Source organism: Geobacillus sp. B4113_201601 (assembly GCF_001587475.1).
Taxonomy (GTDB): Bacteria; Bacillota; Bacilli; order Bacillales; family Anoxybacillaceae; genus Geobacillus; species Geobacillus icigianus.
Genome location: NZ_LQYX01000007.1, coordinates 29,148 through 47,036, shown reverse-complemented (window position 1 = coordinate 47,036; position 17,889 = coordinate 29,148). Strand labels below are relative to the sequence as shown.

Annotated in this window: 18 protein-coding genes and 1 riboswitch; of the genes, 1 reads left to right on the top strand and 17 read right to left on the bottom strand. The window is 57.8% G+C overall.

Going from position 1 to position 17,889, the window contains the following annotated elements; translation table 11 throughout:
- Window positions 1-204: 204 nt before the first annotated feature.
- From B4113_RS01420 to rraA, 17 genes are all read right to left on the bottom strand, one after another.
- Window positions 205-1,707 (bottom strand): cobyric acid synthase, encoded by a 1,503-nt coding sequence (locus tag B4113_RS01420; protein ID WP_033843845.1) that lies wholly within the window; start codon window positions 1,705-1,707, stop codon window positions 205-207.
- Complete coding sequence (locus B4113_RS01415; protein WP_033843844.1) at window positions 1,700-3,064, bottom strand: cobyrinate a,c-diamide synthase; 1,365 nt, start codon at window positions 3,062-3,064, stop codon at window positions 1,700-1,702. Before B4113_RS01415 ends, B4113_RS01420 begins: the two co-directional genes overlap by 8 nt.
- A complete protein-coding gene (locus B4113_RS01410; RefSeq protein ID WP_231559834.1) occupies window positions 3,010-4,182 on the bottom strand; it encodes a cobalt-precorrin 5A hydrolase in 1,173 nt (390 codons plus the stop codon). The genes B4113_RS01415 and B4113_RS01410 overlap by 55 nt, the downstream gene beginning before the upstream one ends.
- Entirely contained in the window at window positions 4,169-4,957 is a 789-nt protein-coding gene (gene cobM / locus B4113_RS01405; protein ID WP_033843843.1) for a precorrin-4 C(11)-methyltransferase, read from the bottom strand. Before cobM ends, B4113_RS01410 begins: the two co-directional genes overlap by 14 nt.
- Complete coding sequence (gene cobI / locus B4113_RS01400; RefSeq protein ID WP_033843842.1) at window positions 4,954-5,655, bottom strand: precorrin-2 C(20)-methyltransferase; 702 nt, start codon at window positions 5,653-5,655, stop codon at window positions 4,954-4,956. Before cobI ends, cobM begins: the two co-directional genes overlap by 4 nt.
- Window positions 5,652-6,857: a bifunctional cobalt-precorrin-7 (C(5))-methyltransferase/cobalt-precorrin-6B (C(15))-methyltransferase gene (locus tag B4113_RS01395; protein ID WP_033843841.1), complete on the bottom strand. Its 1,206-nt coding sequence runs from the start codon at window positions 6,855-6,857 to the stop codon at window positions 5,652-5,654. Before B4113_RS01395 ends, cobI begins: the two co-directional genes overlap by 4 nt.
- Entirely contained in the window at window positions 6,823-7,941 is a 1,119-nt protein-coding gene (locus tag B4113_RS01390) for a cobalt-precorrin-5B (C(1))-methyltransferase (RefSeq protein WP_033844907.1), read from the bottom strand. The genes B4113_RS01395 and B4113_RS01390 overlap by 35 nt, the downstream gene beginning before the upstream one ends.
- A gap of 6 nt (window positions 7,942-7,947) precedes the next feature.
- Window positions 7,948-8,595 carry a precorrin-8X methylmutase gene (locus B4113_RS01385; RefSeq protein ID WP_033843840.1) on the bottom strand — a complete coding sequence of 216 codons (648 nt, stop codon included), beginning with the start codon at window positions 8,593-8,595 and terminating at the stop codon, window positions 7,948-7,950.
- Window positions 8,596-8,774: 179 nt separating this feature from the next.
- Window positions 8,775-9,551: a precorrin-6A reductase gene (gene cobK / locus B4113_RS01380; protein WP_033843839.1), complete on the bottom strand. Its 777-nt coding sequence runs from the start codon at window positions 9,549-9,551 to the stop codon at window positions 8,775-8,777.
- Window positions 9,552-9,566: 15 nt separating this feature from the next.
- Window positions 9,567-10,406: a sirohydrochlorin chelatase gene (locus tag B4113_RS01375; protein ID WP_033843838.1), complete on the bottom strand. Its 840-nt coding sequence runs from the start codon at window positions 10,404-10,406 to the stop codon at window positions 9,567-9,569.
- Between the two features lie 454 nt (window positions 10,407-10,860).
- Window positions 10,861-12,579 (bottom strand): precorrin-3B C(17)-methyltransferase, encoded by a 1,719-nt coding sequence (cobJ, locus tag B4113_RS01370; RefSeq protein ID WP_033843837.1) that lies wholly within the window; start codon window positions 12,577-12,579, stop codon window positions 10,861-10,863.
- The gene (locus tag B4113_RS01365) at window positions 12,569-13,384 is read right to left on the bottom strand and encodes an energy-coupling factor ABC transporter ATP-binding protein (RefSeq protein WP_231559833.1); all 816 of its coding nucleotides are present in this window, start codon (window positions 13,382-13,384) and stop codon (window positions 12,569-12,571) included. Before B4113_RS01365 ends, cobJ begins: the two co-directional genes overlap by 11 nt.
- A 5-nt stretch (window positions 13,385-13,389) precedes the next feature.
- Complete coding sequence (locus B4113_RS01360) at window positions 13,390-14,118, bottom strand: energy-coupling factor transporter transmembrane protein EcfT (RefSeq protein ID WP_033843836.1); 729 nt, start codon at window positions 14,116-14,118, stop codon at window positions 13,390-13,392.
- Window positions 14,102-14,395, bottom strand: coding sequence for an energy-coupling factor ABC transporter substrate-binding protein (locus B4113_RS01355; RefSeq protein ID WP_033843835.1), 294 nt, complete (start codon window positions 14,393-14,395; stop codon window positions 14,102-14,104). Before B4113_RS01355 ends, B4113_RS01360 begins: the two co-directional genes overlap by 17 nt.
- 4 nt (window positions 14,396-14,399) lie before the next feature.
- Complete coding sequence (locus B4113_RS01350) at window positions 14,400-15,140, bottom strand: energy-coupling factor ABC transporter permease (RefSeq protein WP_033020833.1); 741 nt, start codon at window positions 15,138-15,140, stop codon at window positions 14,400-14,402.
- Window positions 15,140-15,547: a ferredoxin gene (locus tag B4113_RS01345; RefSeq protein WP_033843834.1), complete on the bottom strand. Its 408-nt coding sequence runs from the start codon at window positions 15,545-15,547 to the stop codon at window positions 15,140-15,142. The genes B4113_RS01350 and B4113_RS01345 overlap by 1 nt, the downstream gene beginning before the upstream one ends.
- Before the next feature lie 185 nt (window positions 15,548-15,732).
- Window positions 15,733-15,928, bottom strand: a riboswitch (cobalamin riboswitch).
- 59 nt (window positions 15,929-15,987) lie between these two features.
- On the bottom strand, window positions 15,988-16,473 hold the full coding sequence (gene rraA / locus B4113_RS01340) for a ribonuclease E activity regulator RraA (RefSeq protein WP_033843833.1): 486 nt from the start codon (window positions 16,471-16,473) through the stop codon (window positions 15,988-15,990).
- Window positions 16,474-16,976: 503 nt separating this feature from the next.
- On the opposite strand from rraA, the gene B4113_RS01330 reads away from it, so the two are divergent.
- Window positions 16,977-17,858 carry a glycerophosphodiester phosphodiesterase family protein gene (locus B4113_RS01330; RefSeq protein WP_033843832.1) on the top strand — a complete coding sequence of 294 codons (882 nt, stop codon included), beginning with the start codon at window positions 16,977-16,979 and terminating at the stop codon, window positions 17,856-17,858.
- Window positions 17,859-17,889 lie beyond the last annotated feature (31 nt).

Sequence of the window (17,889 nt, the reverse complement as noted above, 5' to 3'; positions counted from 1 at the left end):
TTCCTCCTTTCTCATCTAGGATTGCGAGAGCGCAAAAGCCTTTATTTTCAGACGGTGCCGTGGGAAAAGAAACGAACGAACAACACTTGCTTTCCGCTTCCTGCCTCAAGCGTGCGACCGGGCTCGCTTCGCCGGCGCCGGACTCCGGAAAACCGCAAAGGTCGAAGCGCGGGTCAGTCATGCGAGCGCCTCGTTTTTCAGAGCTTACTCATGCTGAAATTGCCGCATTATCTGTTCGATCCGTTCGACCGCCACATGTCGGCAAACGTGGGCGGCTAACCGGTCAAACGCCGCTTCCTTGAGAGCGCGAAACGGGACGGGTTCCGATAACGACAGCCCTTTTTCCTTGCGAATGTCGTTGAAAAACGCGGCGCGAAACGCATCGTTATGAAACAAATCGTGCATATAGGTGCCGAGAACGCGGCCATCGTCGCGCTTCGCCCCCATCTGGCCCCCATCGTCCTCCATCAGCGGAACATAGCCGGCAAGCGGTGTCGAGCGCCCCATATGAATCTCGTATCCTTGCACGGCCAATCGGTTCCCGTTCCATGTCAGCACCGCTTTCGAACGAACGGTCACTTTCGTCCGCTCCAGCGTCGTCTCGATCGGCAACAGCCCGAGTCCTTTGACCTCGGGAAGCGATGTCTCGACCCCATGGGGATCGCGGATGACCGCTCCGAGCATTTGATAGCCGCCGCATATCCCGACAACCCTTGTTTTGCCTTCGGCGACAAGCGCGGCGATGCGGGAGGCGAGCCCGCGCTGTTTCATGTACACGAGGTCTTCGATCGTGTTTTTGCTGCCGGGAAGCACGATGACATCCGGCTCGCCAAGCTCGGCGGCGTGCGTCACTAGCCGGACGCGGCAATCCGGTTCAGCGAGCAGCGGGTCAATATCGGTGAAATTGGCGATTTTCGGACAGCGGATGACAGCGATGTCAATCGCCCGCTCGCCACCGGATGAGGCGGCGAAACGCTCTAGCGCCAGCGAATCTTCGGCATCGATCGCCAAATCGGGCAAGTACGGAACGACGCCGAGCACCGGCACCCCGGTGTAACGTTCAAACCAATCGAGGCCCGGCTGCAAAAGCGACCGATCGCCATGGAACTTGTTGATGATCACACCAATGACCCGCTTTCGATCCCTAGGTTCCAGCAGCGTCAACGTTCCAACGAGGCTCGCGAACACCCCACCCCGCTCAATGTCGCCAATCAGCACGACCGGGGCGTTGGCAAGTCGGGCGACGCGCATGTTGACGAGCTCACGGTCGTTTAAATTCACCTCGGCCGGGCTGCCCGCTCCTTCGATGACGATCCGCTCATACTCGCTCATTAACGTGTCAAGCGACTGGCGAATGATGGCCAATCCTTGCTCAAAAAATTCACTTCGGTAAGCCATCGCCGGCATGGTGGCGTACGGTCGGCCGAGCACAACCACTTGCGATTCATTCATTCGGCTTGGCTTCAGCAAAATCGGATTCATTTCCGCTCGCGCCGGCACACCGGCGGCTTCAGCCTGAATGCCTTGCGCCCGTCCGATTTCTTTCCCGTCCGGCGTAACGTAGGCGTTCAGCGACATGTTTTGCGCCTTGAACGGGGCCGTTTTCCAGCCGGCTTGGGCAAACAGCCGGCAAAAAGCGGTGGCGATGACGCTTTTACCGGCATCGGAATGGGTGCCTTGAAACATGATGGGCAGCGCTTTAGCCATAGATCGTCACCTTCTCGCATTCAGCGAGCCAGCGCTCAACCATCATCGGTGCGGACGCAAAATGGAAGTGGACATAGCCGGCAACGAGCCGGTGCGCCAAATACCCGTCCGGTTTCGTTCCTTTCCGGCCGCTCGTTGTATAAGCGAACGGCGTCTCGCCCCGCGGTTCGTACACGGAATAGTGAAACTCATGGCCGCGCGCCTGTTCTCCCTCCGGCAAAAGAAAGTTTCCTTTTCTTCCGTGCACTTCACGATATCCAAGAGCAGCCAGTTTCGTTTTCATCACGACCCGCCCCGGGATGACGCCGGCCATCTCATAAGCCGTGCCGTCCGTCGCGACAAGCTGTTCCGTGAGAAACATAAACCCACCGCATTCGGCGAGCGTCGGCAGCCCGCTCCGAATGGCGGCGCGGATCGACTGCTTGACCGCCGTCTGGCGCGCGAGCTGGTCGGCAAACTCCTCCGGAAACCCGCCGCCGATGTACAAACCGTTCACCCGATCAGGAAGCGGTTCGCCGGCGAGCGGGGAAAAGTAGACTAGCTCCGCGCCGCAGGCCGAAAGCATTTCTAGATTTTCAGGATAGTAAAAATGAAACGCGGCATCTTTCGCGACCGCTATGCGCGCCCGATACGGCCGCGAGGGGCGAATGAGCGGCGCGGACGGTCCGAAAGCCGGCGCTTCGGCGATGGAAAGCAGCAACTCCCAATCGATCGTGCGCATCACTTTTTTTCCCAGTTCGGCAAAAAACGAGTCGAGCTCCCCCCGCTCTACGGACGGCACCAACCCTAAATGGCGCTCCGGCAAGGTCAGCTCTTCCGCTTTTGGCAAATAGCCGACGACCGGTATTCCGCACGTCTGCTCAATCGCCGCTTTGACGAGCCGAAAATGCCCTTCGCTGCCGACACGGTTGGCCAGTACGCCAGCCATGCGCACGTCGGGGCGAAACGTCTGAAAGCCGCGGACGATGGCGGCCGCGCTGCGGGCCATCCCGGAACAATCGACGACAAGCAGCACCGGGCTTTGCGTCAGCACGGCAATTTCCGCCGTCGATCCTTCATCCGAGAGCGGCTGTTTCCCGTCAAACAGCCCCATCACACCCTCGATGATGGCGATATCCGCTCCTTGACAGCCGTTGGCGAGCACCGTTTTGACCGCTTCGCTTCCCATCATCCAGCTGTCCAAGTTGCGCGCCGGCCGGCCGGTGACCGCCGTATGGTAAGTCGGATCGATGTAGTCCGGGCCGCATTTAAACCCTTGCACCGTATAGCCTCGCTGCTTCAGCGCCGCCATCAAGCCGAGCGTCACCGTTGTTTTGCCGGCGCCGCTTCCCGGGGCGGCGATGACCAATCGTCGCATGACTCGCTCCCCTTTCCTCGTCTATGGCGAATCAACGCCACCGAAATCGTCACATTGCCCGCTTTCTTTTTCACGAGCGCCATCCGCTCGGCCCCGCTGTACAATTTCGCCGCCGGCTCGCTCACCCCATACGCGCCGGTGTAGCGGTAGACGGTCTCGGACGGCGCTTCGATCGGCACCGCGTTCAGCTCCTCCGGCGTGTACGTGACGAACTCCCAGCCGTATTTGCCGACAACTTCGCGAAGCCCTGGCTCGTCTTTTTTCAAATCGATCGTGCACACCGCTTTGACGCTTTTGGGCGAAAAACGCAGCTCATGGAGCGTCTCGAGGATGACCGCTTCGATTTCATCAGCCGCTGTGCCGCGGTTGCAGCCGATGCCAAGGGCGATCACCTTCGGGCGGTACAGCACACCGTTTTGCAAAATCGCCTCTTCATCCGGCTCAAGCAGACGATGAGTGACCACGAGCGCGGCCGCCGGACGGGCGGCAAGCGCCTCCGCGATTGAGCCGTACACGGTGATGTTTTTCGGCAGCGGCCGCCCCTCCGGCCACCAATCCGGTTCCCCGGACTCTTGCACGATCGCCACCGGCTCTTCGTTCACGACCGCAGCGCTCACCGGCGTCAGTTTGTCATCCGACTCCCATTCCCAGCCAAACTCGCGGCCGAACAAATCAACGGCGATCGTCTGCTGCACGTCAGAAGCGGTCGTAATCACCGGGCGGGCGCCAAGAATCGCAGCGACGCGCCGCGTCAAGTCGTTCGCCCCGCCTAAATGACCAGACAGCACGCTGATCACATGCTCCGCCTTATCATCGATGACAACGACCGCCGGATCGGTCTTTTTGTCTTTTAAGAGCGGGGCGATCATCCGCACGACGGCGCCAAGCGAAATGAGGCAAATAAGGCCGTCATAGCGGGCGAACAGTTCCGGCAACAGCGCCCGGACGTTGCCGGAAAACAGGCGAATCTGTTGTTCTTGTTCGTCGCCGCGAGCAAACTTATCCGTATAATAGACGTCTGCTCCAGCTAGGGTGCGGCCCAGCCGACGGGCAGTCTCCACCCCATGCTTCGTAATGGCGACAACCGCATATCGTCCGTGTTCCTCAATCTTGTTCACGCTGTCCTTCCCCCTTCCGGTATCCGTGCGTAAACGTGCGGTCGTACAGGCGCGAACGGTAGCCACGTTCATGAACGGACGGGTCAAGCGCCCAACCGATCAGCATAATCGCGTGCTTCGTCACTCGATGACGGCGCATCTCTTCCGCCATAGCGGCAACGGTCGTGCGAATGATCCGCTCATCCGGCCATGTCGCCTTGTAGACGATCACCGCTGGGGTATCGCCGCTCCAGCCGGCGTCAAGCAGCGCCGCGCTCACTTTTTTCGCCAATGTCGCGCTTAAAAACAAGACGAGGGTGCAATGATGTTTGGCCAGCTCTTCCAGCCGTTCGCGCGGCGGCACCGGCGTCCGCCCCTCAGCGCGCGTGAAAATGACCGTCTGCGTCAGTTCCGGAACGGTGAGTTCAGCCTGCACAGCGGCGGCAGCGGCAAACGCCGAACTGACGCCGGGGACGATTTCCACTTCCATTCCTGCTTCTTTCAACAAAGCGATTTGCTCAAGCGTTGCCCCGTAAATCGATGGATCACCGGTATGGACACGCACGACAAGCCGGCCTTGTTTCGCTTGTTCCACCATCGCCGCGACCATTTCTTCTAAATGCATGCCGGCGGTATGAAAAACGTCCGCTTCCGGCTTCCGGTAGCGTTCAATCAATTCCTCGCTCACCAACGAATCGGTGTAAAAAATGGCATCCGCCGCAGCCAAAAGCTCGGCGCCGCGGACGGTGATCAAGTCCGGCGCTCCCGGCCCCGCCCCTACGATATACAGCTTCACTTTCTCACCACCATCAATGTCAAATATTCGAGCGACGCGCCAGCCAATTCCTCAACGTTCCACACCACTTCCTCGCCGGACGTCACCTTCGTGATGACGGCGGCGCGCTGAAGCAAATCGAGCTCCCGCAGCAAGTCGAGCAGGAGATCGATCACTTTCGCCACCTTAAAAAAAACGACGCAATCGTGTCGAAGAAGCGCGGCTTTCATCGCCTCGTAATCGTCGCGCGCCGGCACGATCACCACCGTTTCATCCCCATCCGCCAACGGCCAACGCAGCCGAGCGGCGGCAGCGTTCGCTGAGCTGACCCCTGGGATGACTTCAATCGGCGCTTCTGGATAACGCTGTTCCATCACGCGCATCAAATGGATGAACGTGCTGTACAGCAGCGGATCGCCTTCGGTCACAAACGCCACATCGCGTCCGGCCGCCAGTTCCGCCCAGATGGCGTCCACCGCCTCGTTCCATTTCGGCTCAAGCACTGCTGGGTCTTTTGTCATTGGAAAATGCAAGCCGAGACGCCGTTTTTCCTCTGGGGCAAAATACGCATCAATGATTTGTTCCGCATAACTTTTGCTTTGCCGTCCCTTTTTCGGATACGCGATCACGTCCGCTTCTTTCAGGCGGCGATACGCCTTCACCGTCATGAGCTCCGGATCGCCGGGGCCGACGCCAACGCCGTACAATGTGCCGGTCATTCGTCTCCCTCCCGTTTTGCCGCGATGATATAAACCGGGTTTAACGCCTCAAAGCGCGTCAAGTCCAAAATCGGTTTGCTGCGCGATGCTTGCGCCAGCGTAATGTCCACTTGAAACCCGCGCTCGCGCAAAGCGGCGCACGCTTCGGCAAGCGTCTCCACCGTCGCCGCGTTGATCACGATGCGCCCGTTTTTCTTCAGCCGTTTCGCACAGACGTCCAACAGCGGCGCCATCGCCCCTGACGTGCCGCCGATAAAGATGGCATCCGGATCAGCAAACCCATCAAGCCGATCAGGGGCCTTGCCGTGCACAAGCGTGATGTCGACGCGGAATTTGCGCAAGTTTTGCCGGCAAATTTCCACATCATGTTCATTTTTTTCAATGGCGAACACCGCCCCGTCGCGGGCGATTTTCGCCGCTTCAATCGCGACCGAACCGGTGCACGTGCCAATATCCCAGACGACGCTGTCCGGGCGCAAACGCAAAGCGCTCAAGCTGAGCACGCGCACTTCTTTTTTCGTAATCAACCCTTTGTCTGGTTTGCGCTGGAAAAACTCATCATCTTCAATGCCGAGCGGCCAAGAAGGACTGGGCGCCGTCCTCCGCAGCACGACTATATTTAATGGAAGAAACTCGGCTTCCGCCATTTCTTCTAGCTTGAAAAACCGGCACCGCTCATTCGGCCCGCCGAGCTCCTCGCCGACAAACGCCTCATACTCGGTCATGCCGTATGCAAGCAAGTAGCGGGCGATGGCGGCTGGTGAATTTGTCTCATCCGTTAAAATCGCGACTTTGCGCCTCCCGTCGATCCGTTGGGCCAAGCCCGTTAACGGCCGGCCATGGACGCTGAGGAACACCGCGTCTTGCCAAGACTCGCCCATTTTGGCAAACGCCCATTGCACCGAGCTGACAGCCGGATACACTTCGATCGGCAGTTTGCCGGCTAAATAACTGCCGATTCCGTAAAAAAGCGGATCACCGGAAGCGAGCACGACCGTGTTGCGCGTTTCATGGCGGAGCCGCTCGACGAGCTCGCTCAGCCCGCTGCGAATCACGATCGTTTCTCCTTCATATGCCGGAAACATCGCCAGCTGCCGTTCGCCGCCGACAAGCAATTCGCTTTCGTCAATCCAGCGTCGATACAGCTCAGGAAGGCTCGCTGGCCCGTCAGCTCCCACTCCGATCAACTTCATCGTCGCCATCCAACAGCACCGCCTTTCCTAATCGTTGTCCGTTCATCGTGTAAATGGACACAGCCACGTTCAAGCCGCCCCCGACTTCGTTGAGCGCCGCCTGGCAGCACGCTTCGCACAACAGCTCGAAAAACTTCGTGCAGCCGGCTTCTTGCATCATGTCGCCGACTTGCGCCGCTGTATTCGCCCCTCGCACGGCGTCAACCAGCTCCTTGGAAGCCCCGGCTTGTCGAGCGAGCGCTGCTAAAAAACCGAAGTCAACCGGCGCGCTTTTCGAGTGCACCATCATGACGCCTTGGGCGACTTTGGAAAACTTCCCCATCATGCCGACCATCGACACCATTTCCATGCCGAGCCGTTTGCACTGCTTTAACGTAAATCCGACAAAATCGCCCATTTCGATAAACGCTTCTTCCGGCAAATGGGGATATTCTTGCATGGCGTATTTCTCGCTCCGTCCCCCGGTCGTAATGACGACATGGCGGCAGCCGTTCGCCTTCGCCACTTGCAGCGCCTGCACGATGCTCGCCCGATAAGCGGCGGTGGAAAACGGAACGACGATGCCGCGCGTTCCTAAAATCGATATGCCGCCGATGATCCCAAGACGAGCATTCAACGTTTTTTTCGCAATCTCTTCGCCGCCCGGCACGGAAATGACGACGTTCACCCCGCGGTCAACGCCGTGTTGCGCGAGCACTTCGTTGACGGCTTCGTGAATCATTTTGCGCGGTACTGGATTGATCGCCGCTTCGCCGACCGGTACCGGCAATCCCGGCTTCGTGACCCGCCCGACCCCTTCTCCGCCGTCAAGATGGACTCCGGGCTCCGGCGCCCAAGAAACGGTGGCAACGATGCGGGCGCCATGCGTCGCATCCGGGTCATCGCCGCCGTCTTTCACCACCGCCGCGGTCGCCGTCGCGCCGTGGATCACGCACGATTCAACAGCGAAAGTGACGACCCGACCGATCGGCAGCCGAATCGTCGCCTCCGTCTGCACCTGACCGGTAACGAGCGCGGTGAGAGCCGCTTTCGTTGCCGCCGTCGCACACGATCCGGTCGTGTACCCTTCCCGCAGCGTTTTGTTTGCCCCCATCGCCCGTCACACCCGTTCGGCCAACAGCGATAAAGCGTTTAAAGCGGCGACGGTCACCGTGCTTCCCCCTTTGCGCCCCCGGTTGGTAATAAACGGCACATCGAGTTTCGCGAGCTCCTCCTTTGACTCCGCCGCCGACACAAATCCGACCGGCAAGCCGATGACCAATCCGGGCCGCGCCTCTCCTTCTTTGATGAGGCGAATGAGCTCCAGCAGCGCGGTCGGGGCGTTGCCGATGGCGAAAATGCCGCCTTCCGCCTCCTTCACTGCTTTGCGCATGGCGACGATCGCCCGCGTCGTATTGAGCCGCTTCGCTTCAGCGATGACATCTTCATCGGAAATATACACGCGCACCGAACTGCCGAATTTCGCAAGGCGCGCTTGATTGACACCCGCTTGCACCATTTGCACATCAACAACGACAAGCTTGCCGCTGCGAATGGCGTCAATGCCGGCGCGAACGGCGTCGGGATGAAAGAGAAGGCTTTTTCCAAGCTCAAAATCAGCCGAGGCGTGAATGACGCGCTGGACGATCGGATATTGCTCAGCCGTAAAGGAGTGCTCGCCGATCTCCTCGTCAATGATTTGGAAACTGCGCGCTTCGATCTGTTCCGGTTGGACGGTCACCGGGCGAAATGTTGTATGAAATTCCATGCTCACTCGCTCCTTTCCTTTTTCCATATCCACACGTACGTTCCGTCTCTTTTCCCCGCCGCGGTGAAGAAGAGAATGAAGGACGAACTGCTTCCTGCCGCTACAAAAACGAAGAAAATGAAGACAAGCGCGCAGGCGGCAATCGTTTGCCACTGCGCGGGACGTTTGGGCGGGGCGCCTCAGCCCGCAGGGAGCGGAACGCGCTCTTTCAATGCCGCCAGCACGCCGGCAAACTCGTGATGCACAATGCCGTACGCCAAGCGCGGACGGCGGATGACGATGACTTCGATCCCGAGCTCCTCGGCGGCGGCGATTTTCTCATCGACAAACCCGACTTTGCCGCTTTCTTTCGTCACCACGACCGTGACGCCAAAATGGCGGTACAGCGCCCGGTCGAGCTCTTTTGTGAACGGCCCTTGCATCATGACGATCTGCTCTTGGGAAAAACCGAGCCGCTCGCATTTGTCAAGATTGTCTTTGCGCGGCAGCATTCGCGCGATCACCTTGACGTTCGGGCGGCCGATGAGCCTGGCGGCGAAAATGTCAAGCGTTTTGCTGCCGGTGGTAAGCATGACGACGCCGCCCTTTTCCGCCGCCAAGTCCGCCGCTTCTTCATAGCTGTCGACAAATGTCACCCGCTCCGAGGCAATCGCTGTCTCGCGCCGCTCATAGCGAATGTACGGCAAATCCATCTCCGCTGCCGCCTGCATGGCGTTTTTCGACGCCTCTTCGGCAAACGGATGGCTCGCGTCGACAATCACCTTCGCCCCTTCCGCTTTGGCGAGTTCGGCCAGCTGAAAGGCGTCCAGCCGCCCGACGTACGTTCGAATGCCCGCGGCTCGCAACTGTTCCGCGGCGTGATCGGTGACGACGGTCGCCGTCACGTCATATCCGGCGTGCTGAATCATCACCGCTAATTCGCGGGCATCGCTTGTTCCAGCCAACAACAAAATCATCACTGCTTCCCCCTTTCAATGATGATGATGATGGTGATGATGGTGGTGATGGTGATGGGCGGCGTGAATCCGGTATTGGCAGACATCACAGTTCATCGCCACCGTTTGCCCGAGCGCCTCCTCGAGCCGGTCAAGCACAATGTCAGCCAGCTTCGGATGAAAGCCGAAATAGCTGGCAAGCGCAAATGAGAGATGCGAGTGCTCAGCTTGGTATTGCGCCACTTGCCGCTCGAGCCGCTTGATGAGCACGCCGGTGAACAAAAAATACGGCAAGATGACGATCCGTTTCGCTCCAAGCGCCAAACAGCGGTGAACGGCATCATCGAGCGACGGGGTGGTCACGCCCATAAACGCTGGCTCAACGAGCGAATAATCGGTCTGTTCCCAAAACAAGCGGGCGATTTTGTATAAATCGCTGTTCGCGTCTGGATCGCTGCCGCCGCGGCCGAGCAAAATGACCGCCGTTCCGTCGCCCGGCTGTTCCGGACGCTCGCCGATTTCCCGCAACCGGTCGCGCAAAATGGCAAACGTCTGCTCATGAATGCCGATGGGGCGGCCGTAGCGAAACGTGATATGCGGATAGCGCCCTTTCGCTTCGTCGATTTCCGCTGGAATATGGAGCTTCGAATGCCCAGCCGGCAATAAAATGAGCGGAATGACCGCGACGTCCGTCGCCCCGGCTTCGGCACAACGTTCGATTCCTTCGCCGATCGACGGACGGCCAAATTCAAGGAAGCACGTTTCGACATGAAAGGAAGCGGCAAGGCGCGGCCGCAGCCGCTCAACAAACTGCACCACTTGTTCGTTTCCCTCCGGATCGCGGCTTCCATGGCCGACAAATAAAATGGCTTTCATCGTTTTCTCTCCTTCTTCATGTATTGGCTCGCCTCCTGCCTTCTAGAAGGACGATGATGTAAGGAAAATGTTGCTCCTAACCGCGTTTCTCAAGTTAAAAAACTAGAAGATTGATAATTTTGTTTAATATACCACTTATTCCATTTATTTATCAACAAGAAAAATATTGGCTCTTCACCAAAAGTTGTACTTGATTTTTCCATCACACATCTTACTGATGCATCCACGAAAGAACAGGAAACCAATCATGTTTTGCTTACACCTATTCAGAGAAGTGCAACGTCTGTCAAGTACACGTTGTGGTGATGAACCAAAATATTTAATAATATACTTTATTTTCTAAATAAAAACACCACCGATTGGTGTGTGACAGCGGTTTTTCATCGACCTTCTAACGCAAGTGGCAACGAAGCCGGCCGCTGTTTCCGCCGCCGTCGGAAACGGCTTGCGGTTGTCAGTCGCCGCAGGCGGCCGTTTCCACAGCAGCGGCCGTTGCTTCTTCGTGACGAAACGGACCGATTTGCTTGACGCGGGCGAAAAACTTATGAAACCGTTCGTTCGGATGACCGTGTTCTTTATAGTATTCAATAATATCAGCAATGACGGTAATGATTTCTTCTTTTGGAATGCCCTCGGCGACAAGCTGGCCAGGGTGAGCGTTGCGGCCGACCGTCTTTCCTCCTAAAAACAAATCAAATTTTCCTTTGCGATACACGATGCCGATGTCTTCGCGCACCGCGCCGTAGCACGCCATCCCGCAGCCGTTGACGCCGAGCTTCAACTCTTTCGGCAACGCCATGCCCCCGAATTTCCGCGCCAATTCCTCCGCGTACGGAATGGCGTCTTTTTTCTCCCCGTCACAAAAATCGCACGCTTTCACGGTCAGGACCTCGCCGACCGGCATCACTGTCAGTCCGGCGGCCACAAGACGGGCCGTCAGCCCAGCCGGATCCTCTGTTAACCGTTCAATTTTCATATAATGGTCCGGAGTGTAAGTCATCTTTCCATCCGGCCCTACCACTTCCGCGAGCACGATAAGCTGTTCGGGAGTGAACTGTTTATTGGCCACGCCCGGACTGACGGCCGCCTCGAACAGCACCGGGGCTGGGCGCATAGACCGGTGGGTCAAGGCAGCGAGCGCGTCTTCGGCAACTTCTTTCGCCGCCATGGGACGGTCGACAGGCGGTATGGCCGACCCCGACTCCTTCGCCTGTCGGGCCGCCGCCGGCAGAGGGACGCTCGAAGCAGAGAGAGGTAAAGACGCGGATGGCACCGAAACACGAGGTCGCTCAGTCTCTGGCTCGCTGGCGGGTTCAAGAACGGGGCCACCGTTCAACGGCTTCGTCTGTTCGAGCGCCCACGGCTCCGCTTCTTTGCGCAGCCGCTCATGCGGCTTGAGCGGCTGGACGGCCGCGGTCAAATGATATTTGCGCTGATAGCCGCGCGGTGTGATCATGAGCCCATCGTGAACAAATGTCGTTGAATTGCCGATAATGACCGTCGTCAACATGCCGATTTCATGATCAAGCATATGGGCTAAGTCGGTGAGGACGATCTGCTGGCGTTCGCGGTACGCGCTTTTCACTAGTCCGACTGGCGTCTCGGGCGCCCGGTGGCGAAGCAGAATGCGCTGCGCTTCCACAATTTGTCGCGTGCGCCGCCCGCTTTTCGGGTTGTAAAGCGCGATGACAAAATCGGCCGCCGCCGCGGCTTCGAGCCGCTTTTCAATCAGCTCCCACGGCGTCAAATGGTCGCTCAAGCTGATCGTGCACGCATCGTGCATAATCGGCGCCCCAAGCAAAGCGGCGCACGAGTGAATGGCGGAAATGCCCGGAATGACTTCCACTTCAATCGGATCGTCTTTCGTCCAGCCTTTTTCAATCAACACTTCGTAGACGAGCCCCGCCATGCCGTACAGCCCGGAGTCGCCGCTGGAAATGACGGCCACCGTCTTGCCGCGCTCGGCCCACTTCACTGCCGCTTGGGCGCGGCTTACTTCCTCGGTCATGCCGGTGCTGATGATTTCCTTTCCGGCGATCAAATCGCGCACCAGCTCAATGTATGTTTTGTAGCCAATGATGACGTCGCTTTCTTCAATGGCTTCGCGGGCCCGCTTCGTCATATGGTCAACACTGCCGGGTCCGAAGCCGACGATCAACAACTTACCTCCCATGCGTTTCCCCTCCTTGTTCTTCTGGCCATGGCCGCGGCATCGAAACTTCCTTCGGCCCCCACTCCTTCCAGAACCGAACAAACAGCGGCACGTCCAAACGGACCGCGAGCAGCTGGCGGCGATCGGCAAAAACGTCTTCCGGCGGTCCTTGCTTGACAATCAGGCCTTCGTGCATGACGGTGACCCAATCGGCCCATTGCCAGACGAAATCCATGTCGTGCGTGGCGATAAGGACGGTCGTTCCCCTTTGATGAATGACATCGATTTGCCGCAAAAACTGTTTCGTTTGATGCTGGTCCAAATACGCCGTCGGTTCATCCAACACAAGCAAGTCCGGCTTTGTCGCCATCGCCGAACAAAGCGTCAGCCACTTTTTCTGTCCGAGGCTGAGCTGGTGGGTCGGGCGATCGAGCCAATCACCGAGTCCGTATTCATCAACAAGCGCCGACAAAGCGGTTCTCATCTGTTCTTCATTGAACCCAGCGTGAGCGAGGCTAATCGCCAATTCATCGCGCACGAGCGGCGCAATCAGCTGATGTTCCGGATTTTGAAAAACGAGGCTGACTTCACGCCGCCAGCGCCGCCAATCGGCCCCGCGCTCATACATGTTGCTCCCTTTCCAATACAGCGCGCCCGACCGTGCCCGCAGCAATCCGTTCAAATGAAGAAACAGCGTCGTTTTGCCGCAGCCGTTTGCGCCGATGAGCGCGCATTTTTTTCCTGCTGGAATTTCCCAATCAACCCCGTTGAGCACATCGCGCGAGGAATCGTAAGCATAGCGCACTTGTTCCATCCGTAGCAGCACCTTTTTCACCCTTTCCACCAAACCATGCCGAGCAGCAGCCCGATTAACGCGGCGCCGGCCGCCATATCAATGGTATGTGGTTTTGTGTCCAACGGCTGATGCCGATAGACAAACGAGTCGATTCCTCCGCGAGCGGTAAGCGCACGCCCGAGCGCTTCGTACGATTGCCCGGCCTTCAGCCACAATTGGTACATGAGCATCCCCCCATGCCGCCAATGTGTTCCCCCGTTGCGGGCGCGCAACGCCAGCCACAGCTCAGCCGCCGCCTGCTCAAGCAAAAAGATGAAGCGGTACATCAAAAAACAAAGCTCAATAACCGCCGCCGGAAGACGACAACGCCGCAGGACGGCAAACCATTCCGGCGCCGGCGTAGTGATTAGAAGGAAAAACAAACAAGACCACGCCGCCAACGAGCGAACGGCCAATTCAGCGGCCGGCCGCAGCTGGCTATAGGAAATAGACAAATGAAAGGGAAGGGAAATAGAAATGACCATGGTCAATAAGCTGACTCCTAAAAAAACTGAAGCGGCGGCCATTGCTTTTCCATACAGCGAAAGCGGTACACCGGCGCGACCGATGATCCAATACGTCATCCCGGCCATAATGAGCAACTGTTCGCGCCAGCTGCTTATCATCCCAAGCACCAACAAGATCACCGCCATCGCCAGCTTCCATTCCGCTCGCCACGTTCGCAGCCGATTGTCGTAAGCGAACCGATCAAACTCGCGAATCATGCCCGTTCTTCCGTTCCGACCGCCCTTTATACAGGCCGATCACGTAGCCGATGACGCCGGCGCCAAGGGCGGCTTGCAGCGAAAATAGCAGCGTTTCCACTTCGCCGCCCGGCGGGGTGAAAATCGATTCAAACCACGGCCGGTAATGCGGAGCGAGCGTTTGAATCGCCCGTTCCGCTTGGTCATCGGTGCCGCCAAATTCGGAGCCGCGCGCCCACCAAAGCGGAAGAAGGATCAACACCAATACGAAAGCGAACAGCCACAGGTTTTTCTTCATCGAATCACGCCCCCTTTTCCCGTTCAAATAGCGGAGAAGCTTGGTATGAAGCGAGCCAGTTCCAGACCATCACCGTCAAAATGCCTTCCGTCACCGCCAGCGGCACTTGAGTGATGGCAAAAATGCCGGCAAATTTTAAAAACGAAGCGAGCACGCCGCCATCCGGTGCTGGAAACGCGACTGCCAATTGAACGGATGTAGTGACATAGGTCGCCAAATCCGACAAACAGGCAGCTAAAAACAGCGCCACTCGATGTGAAACAAGACCGCGCCGGTGCAGCTGATACACACTAAACGCAACCAGCGGCCCAACGACCGCCATCGACAAAGCGTTCGCCCCCAATGTCGTCAATCCACCATGAGCAAGCAGCAACGCTTGGAACAGAAGAACTAGCGTGCCGATGACAACCATCACCCACGGCCCAAACAACGCGGCCCCGAAGCCGATGCCGGTCGGGTGGGAACTGCTGCCCGTGACGGACGGAATTTTCAGCGCCGACAGGACGAACGTAAACGCCCCAGCCAAGGCCATGAGCAGCTTTTGCTCCGGATGCTCTTTCAGCGTGCGGACGAGACGACGTAAACCAACCAAGAAAAACGGGAGAAACAATCCCCACCAAAACAGCGCCCATTTCGCTGGCAAAAATCCTTCCATAATGTGCATGGCGTACGCGTCTTGTTCATTCGTCAAGAAAAAGTAACTTGTCAATAGCGCCGCGATGACAACCCAACGGCTTGTTCGCATCATTGTCGATTCGCCTCCTTCGGTTCATTGGCCGTTTTCCGCTTCCCAACCGGCGCCTCGCTTTCCCCTGCTGGCGCCCATTTGCATCCTGCCTCCTCATCAAACTCATACGTCGCCCATTCGCGAATCGGCGCCCCTTCACAAAGATGGATGCGCACCACCTCCCGCGCTTTTTCCGGCGTCATTTCTCGGTACCAGACGCCATCCGGATAGACGATCATCACGCATGCATCCTGGCAGCGGCCGTTGCAGCGCGTTCGTGTCGTATGAACAAGATCGTCTAAACCAAGACGGGCGATCTCTTCGCGCACCGCCAGCGTCACTTCCTCCCCGCCATGACGGAGGCACGTCCCGCCGTTGCAAATGAACAAATGATGCCTCATTCCCCGCAAATCCCACGTCGCCATCGAATCCCCCCTTTTGGCTAGAATGATAGAATTCAGATGCAGACAGACGAGCAGGTTTCAGGCAAAAGAAAAAGCACCTCTACAGCAGAGGTGCAGAAAAATGTATACAAAAAAGTCTTAAACGACCCAAACAGGCCTTATGCAGCCCTCATTCTCCCGCACGTCTGCCTATAGTCCCGTAGGCATCCGTCCGACCCAAACAAGGCAGGTCTCCTGACTTAGGATCATCGCTTGCGGCGCCTTCCCGAAGTTCTCTTCAGTGACTTGTTGCCGCAAAGCTCCCCATCACAGTGGCGGGCACCGTGCCGGATTTTCACCGGACTTCCCTTTTTCACCCGAGCCGGTTTGACGAGCTCAGGCACCTTGTGGGTTCTTCACCATATCTACACTGTCATGGAACAAGCATCTGTCTCCATCGTAGTACAAGCAAAACGCTACCGTCAACCGTTTTTTGCCGACAAATCGGCGCAGGCCACGACGATGCCGTCCGCATCGGCGTACACATACGCTCCCGGTTCCCAACGCACACCGCCAAACTCGAGCGCAACGTCGCGGGCGCCTTTTCCTTCTTTTCGGCTTTTGACCGGGCACGTGCCAATGGCCATGACGCCGATCGGCATCGCACCGATTTCTGCGGAATCGCGGATGCAGCCATGGATAATGACGCCAGCCAGCCCCCTCTCGCAGGCGATTTGTGCCAATCGGTCGCCGAATAACGCAACGCGGCGCGACCCTTTTCCGTCGACAACCAACACCGTCCCCGCTGGAACGGTCTCGAGCGCTTCGCGGACAAGCACGTTGTCCTCCAACACGTCAACTGTCGCAATCGGTCCGGAAAACATCTGTTTTCCGCCATATGATTGGAACGGCACCTCGCATACTTGCAGCTCGTCTAAAAATTGATCGCATAAATCGGCTGTTTTCATTGTCGCTCTCTCCTTTCCCTTTTTGCATTCGCCACCATTCGCCAAAGTCCTGCTGACTACGCTTTTTTTTGCGGCGCTGTTTATATTTGAAAAAGATGTGGAGTTTTGCTAAACTAGACGTTGAACGTATTGGCTCGTCCTCGCTGTCCGGCGAACGAAAAAACGGCCCCACACGACATGGCGGAAGCCGTTTTTGCCTGCCGGCTACGCGGCAAAAGCCGCCCCGTCCGGCCATTCAGCTCGGCTAGCTGGATTCGAACGAGCGCATCACGGAAGTCAAAGTCGGTTGCCTTGCCGCTTGGCTATAGCCCAACGTCTTTGTTGGCACTTACAGTAGGCAGCAACAACCCTCCCCGTTCGAATCAAAACGCATACCATTTTGCAAAAGGAAGCAAAATACAAATAAGGATTCATGTCCCGTGCGTTTCACCACATCTTTACCATCGCTTCACAATCGCTTCATTTCAATAAAGTATAATGCAAAGAGAAAGGGGGGAACGACGTTGCGCCGAACCGCCGCCCTCCGCCAATGGCTTCATGTGTTGTGGTTATTGTGCCTGCCGCTCGGCCTCGCCGCATCAACCGCCGCACAGCCGTCCGTCGCCCCGAAACCGATCATCATCGCCCACCGCGGCGCATCCGGACACGCGCCGGAGCATACGCTCACGTCCTACCGCCTCGCCGCCCGCATGCAGGCCGACTATATCGAAGTCGATGTGCGGGCCACCCAAGACGGGAAGCTCGTCGCTTTGCATGATGCCACACTCGCTCGGACGACAAACGCCGAAACCGTTTATCCGCGCCGATCGCCATGGCAGGTCAGCGATTTTTCAATTCGTGAGCTCAAAAAGTTGGATGCTGGCTCGTGGTTGGCTCCGCGCTTTGCCGGCGAGCGCGTCCCGACGCTTGATGAGGTCATTCAGATGTTGAAAGCGGAGCGTGTGGAAGCCCCGTTGTACATCGAAACGAAACAGCCCGGCATCGAAAAGGCCGTCGCGCACCTGCTGCAAAGCCATCACATGTTGCGCCCCGGCCGCGTCATGTTTCAATCGTTTTCCCGAAAAAGCCTCGAGGCGCTGCGCCGGCTCATTCCGCGCGGCATTCCGCTCATCCAATTAATCGACGGAAGGGAAGCGCAACATTGGGACGATCAACGGCTGAGACAAATCGCCGCCTACGCCGATGGCATCGGCTTGCCGCTTTCGGCCGTCACCAAAGAGCGAGTGCGCGCCGCCCATCGCCGCGGGCTCATCGTCCACGTCTATACCGTCAATGCAACGCACGATCTGGCGCGCCTATGCGCCATGGGCGTGGACGGGATCTTTACCGACTATCCCGACCGCCCGGCTCGCATCGCCGCTTGCCGCCGGCCGCCCGACCATTGACTAGCCTTCAAGGAGAAAGCCGGGATTCTAG

Bases quoted from the DNA above. Each gene is read 5' to 3' on its own strand.
- B4113_RS01420 (WP_033843845.1), bottom strand. From the start codon at position 1,707: ATGGCTAAAGCGCTGCCCATCATGTTTCAAGGCACCCATTCCGATGCC.
- B4113_RS01415 (WP_033843844.1), bottom strand. From the start codon at position 3,064: ATGCGACGATTGGTCATCGCCGCCCCGGGAAGCGGCGCCGGCAAAACA.
- cobI (WP_033843842.1), bottom strand. From the start codon at position 5,655: ATGACCGGCACATTGTACGGCGTTGGCGTCGGCCCCGGCGATCCGGAG.
- B4113_RS01395 (WP_033843841.1), bottom strand. From the start codon at position 6,857: ATGGCGACGATGAAGTTGATCGGAGTGGGAGCTGACGGGCCAGCGAGC.
- B4113_RS01390 (WP_033844907.1), bottom strand. From the start codon at position 7,941: ATGGGGGCAAACAAAACGCTGCGGGAAGGGTACACGACCGGATCGTGT.
- B4113_RS01385 (WP_033843840.1), bottom strand. From the start codon at position 8,595: ATGGAATTTCATACAACATTTCGCCCGGTGACCGTCCAACCGGAACAG.
- cobK (WP_033843839.1), bottom strand. From the start codon at position 9,551: ATGATTTTGTTGTTGGCTGGAACAAGCGATGCCCGCGAATTAGCGGTG.
- B4113_RS01375 (WP_033843838.1), bottom strand. From the start codon at position 10,406: ATGAAAGCCATTTTATTTGTCGGCCATGGAAGCCGCGATCCGGAGGGA.
- cobJ (WP_033843837.1), bottom strand. From the start codon at position 12,579: ATGGGAGGTAAGTTGTTGATCGTCGGCTTCGGACCCGGCAGTGTTGAC.
- B4113_RS01360 (WP_033843836.1), bottom strand. From the start codon at position 14,118: ATGATTCGCGAGTTTGATCGGTTCGCTTACGACAATCGGCTGCGAACG.
- B4113_RS01355 (WP_033843835.1), bottom strand. From the start codon at position 14,395: ATGAAGAAAAACCTGTGGCTGTTCGCTTTCGTATTGGTGTTGATCCTT.
- B4113_RS01350 (WP_033020833.1), bottom strand. From the start codon at position 15,140: ATGCGAACAAGCCGTTGGGTTGTCATCGCGGCGCTATTGACAAGTTAC.
- B4113_RS01345 (WP_033843834.1), bottom strand. From the start codon at position 15,547: ATGGCGACGTGGGATTTGCGGGGAATGAGGCATCATTTGTTCATTTGC.
- rraA (WP_033843833.1), bottom strand. From the start codon at position 16,473: ATGAAAACAGCCGATTTATGCGATCAATTTTTAGACGAGCTGCAAGTA.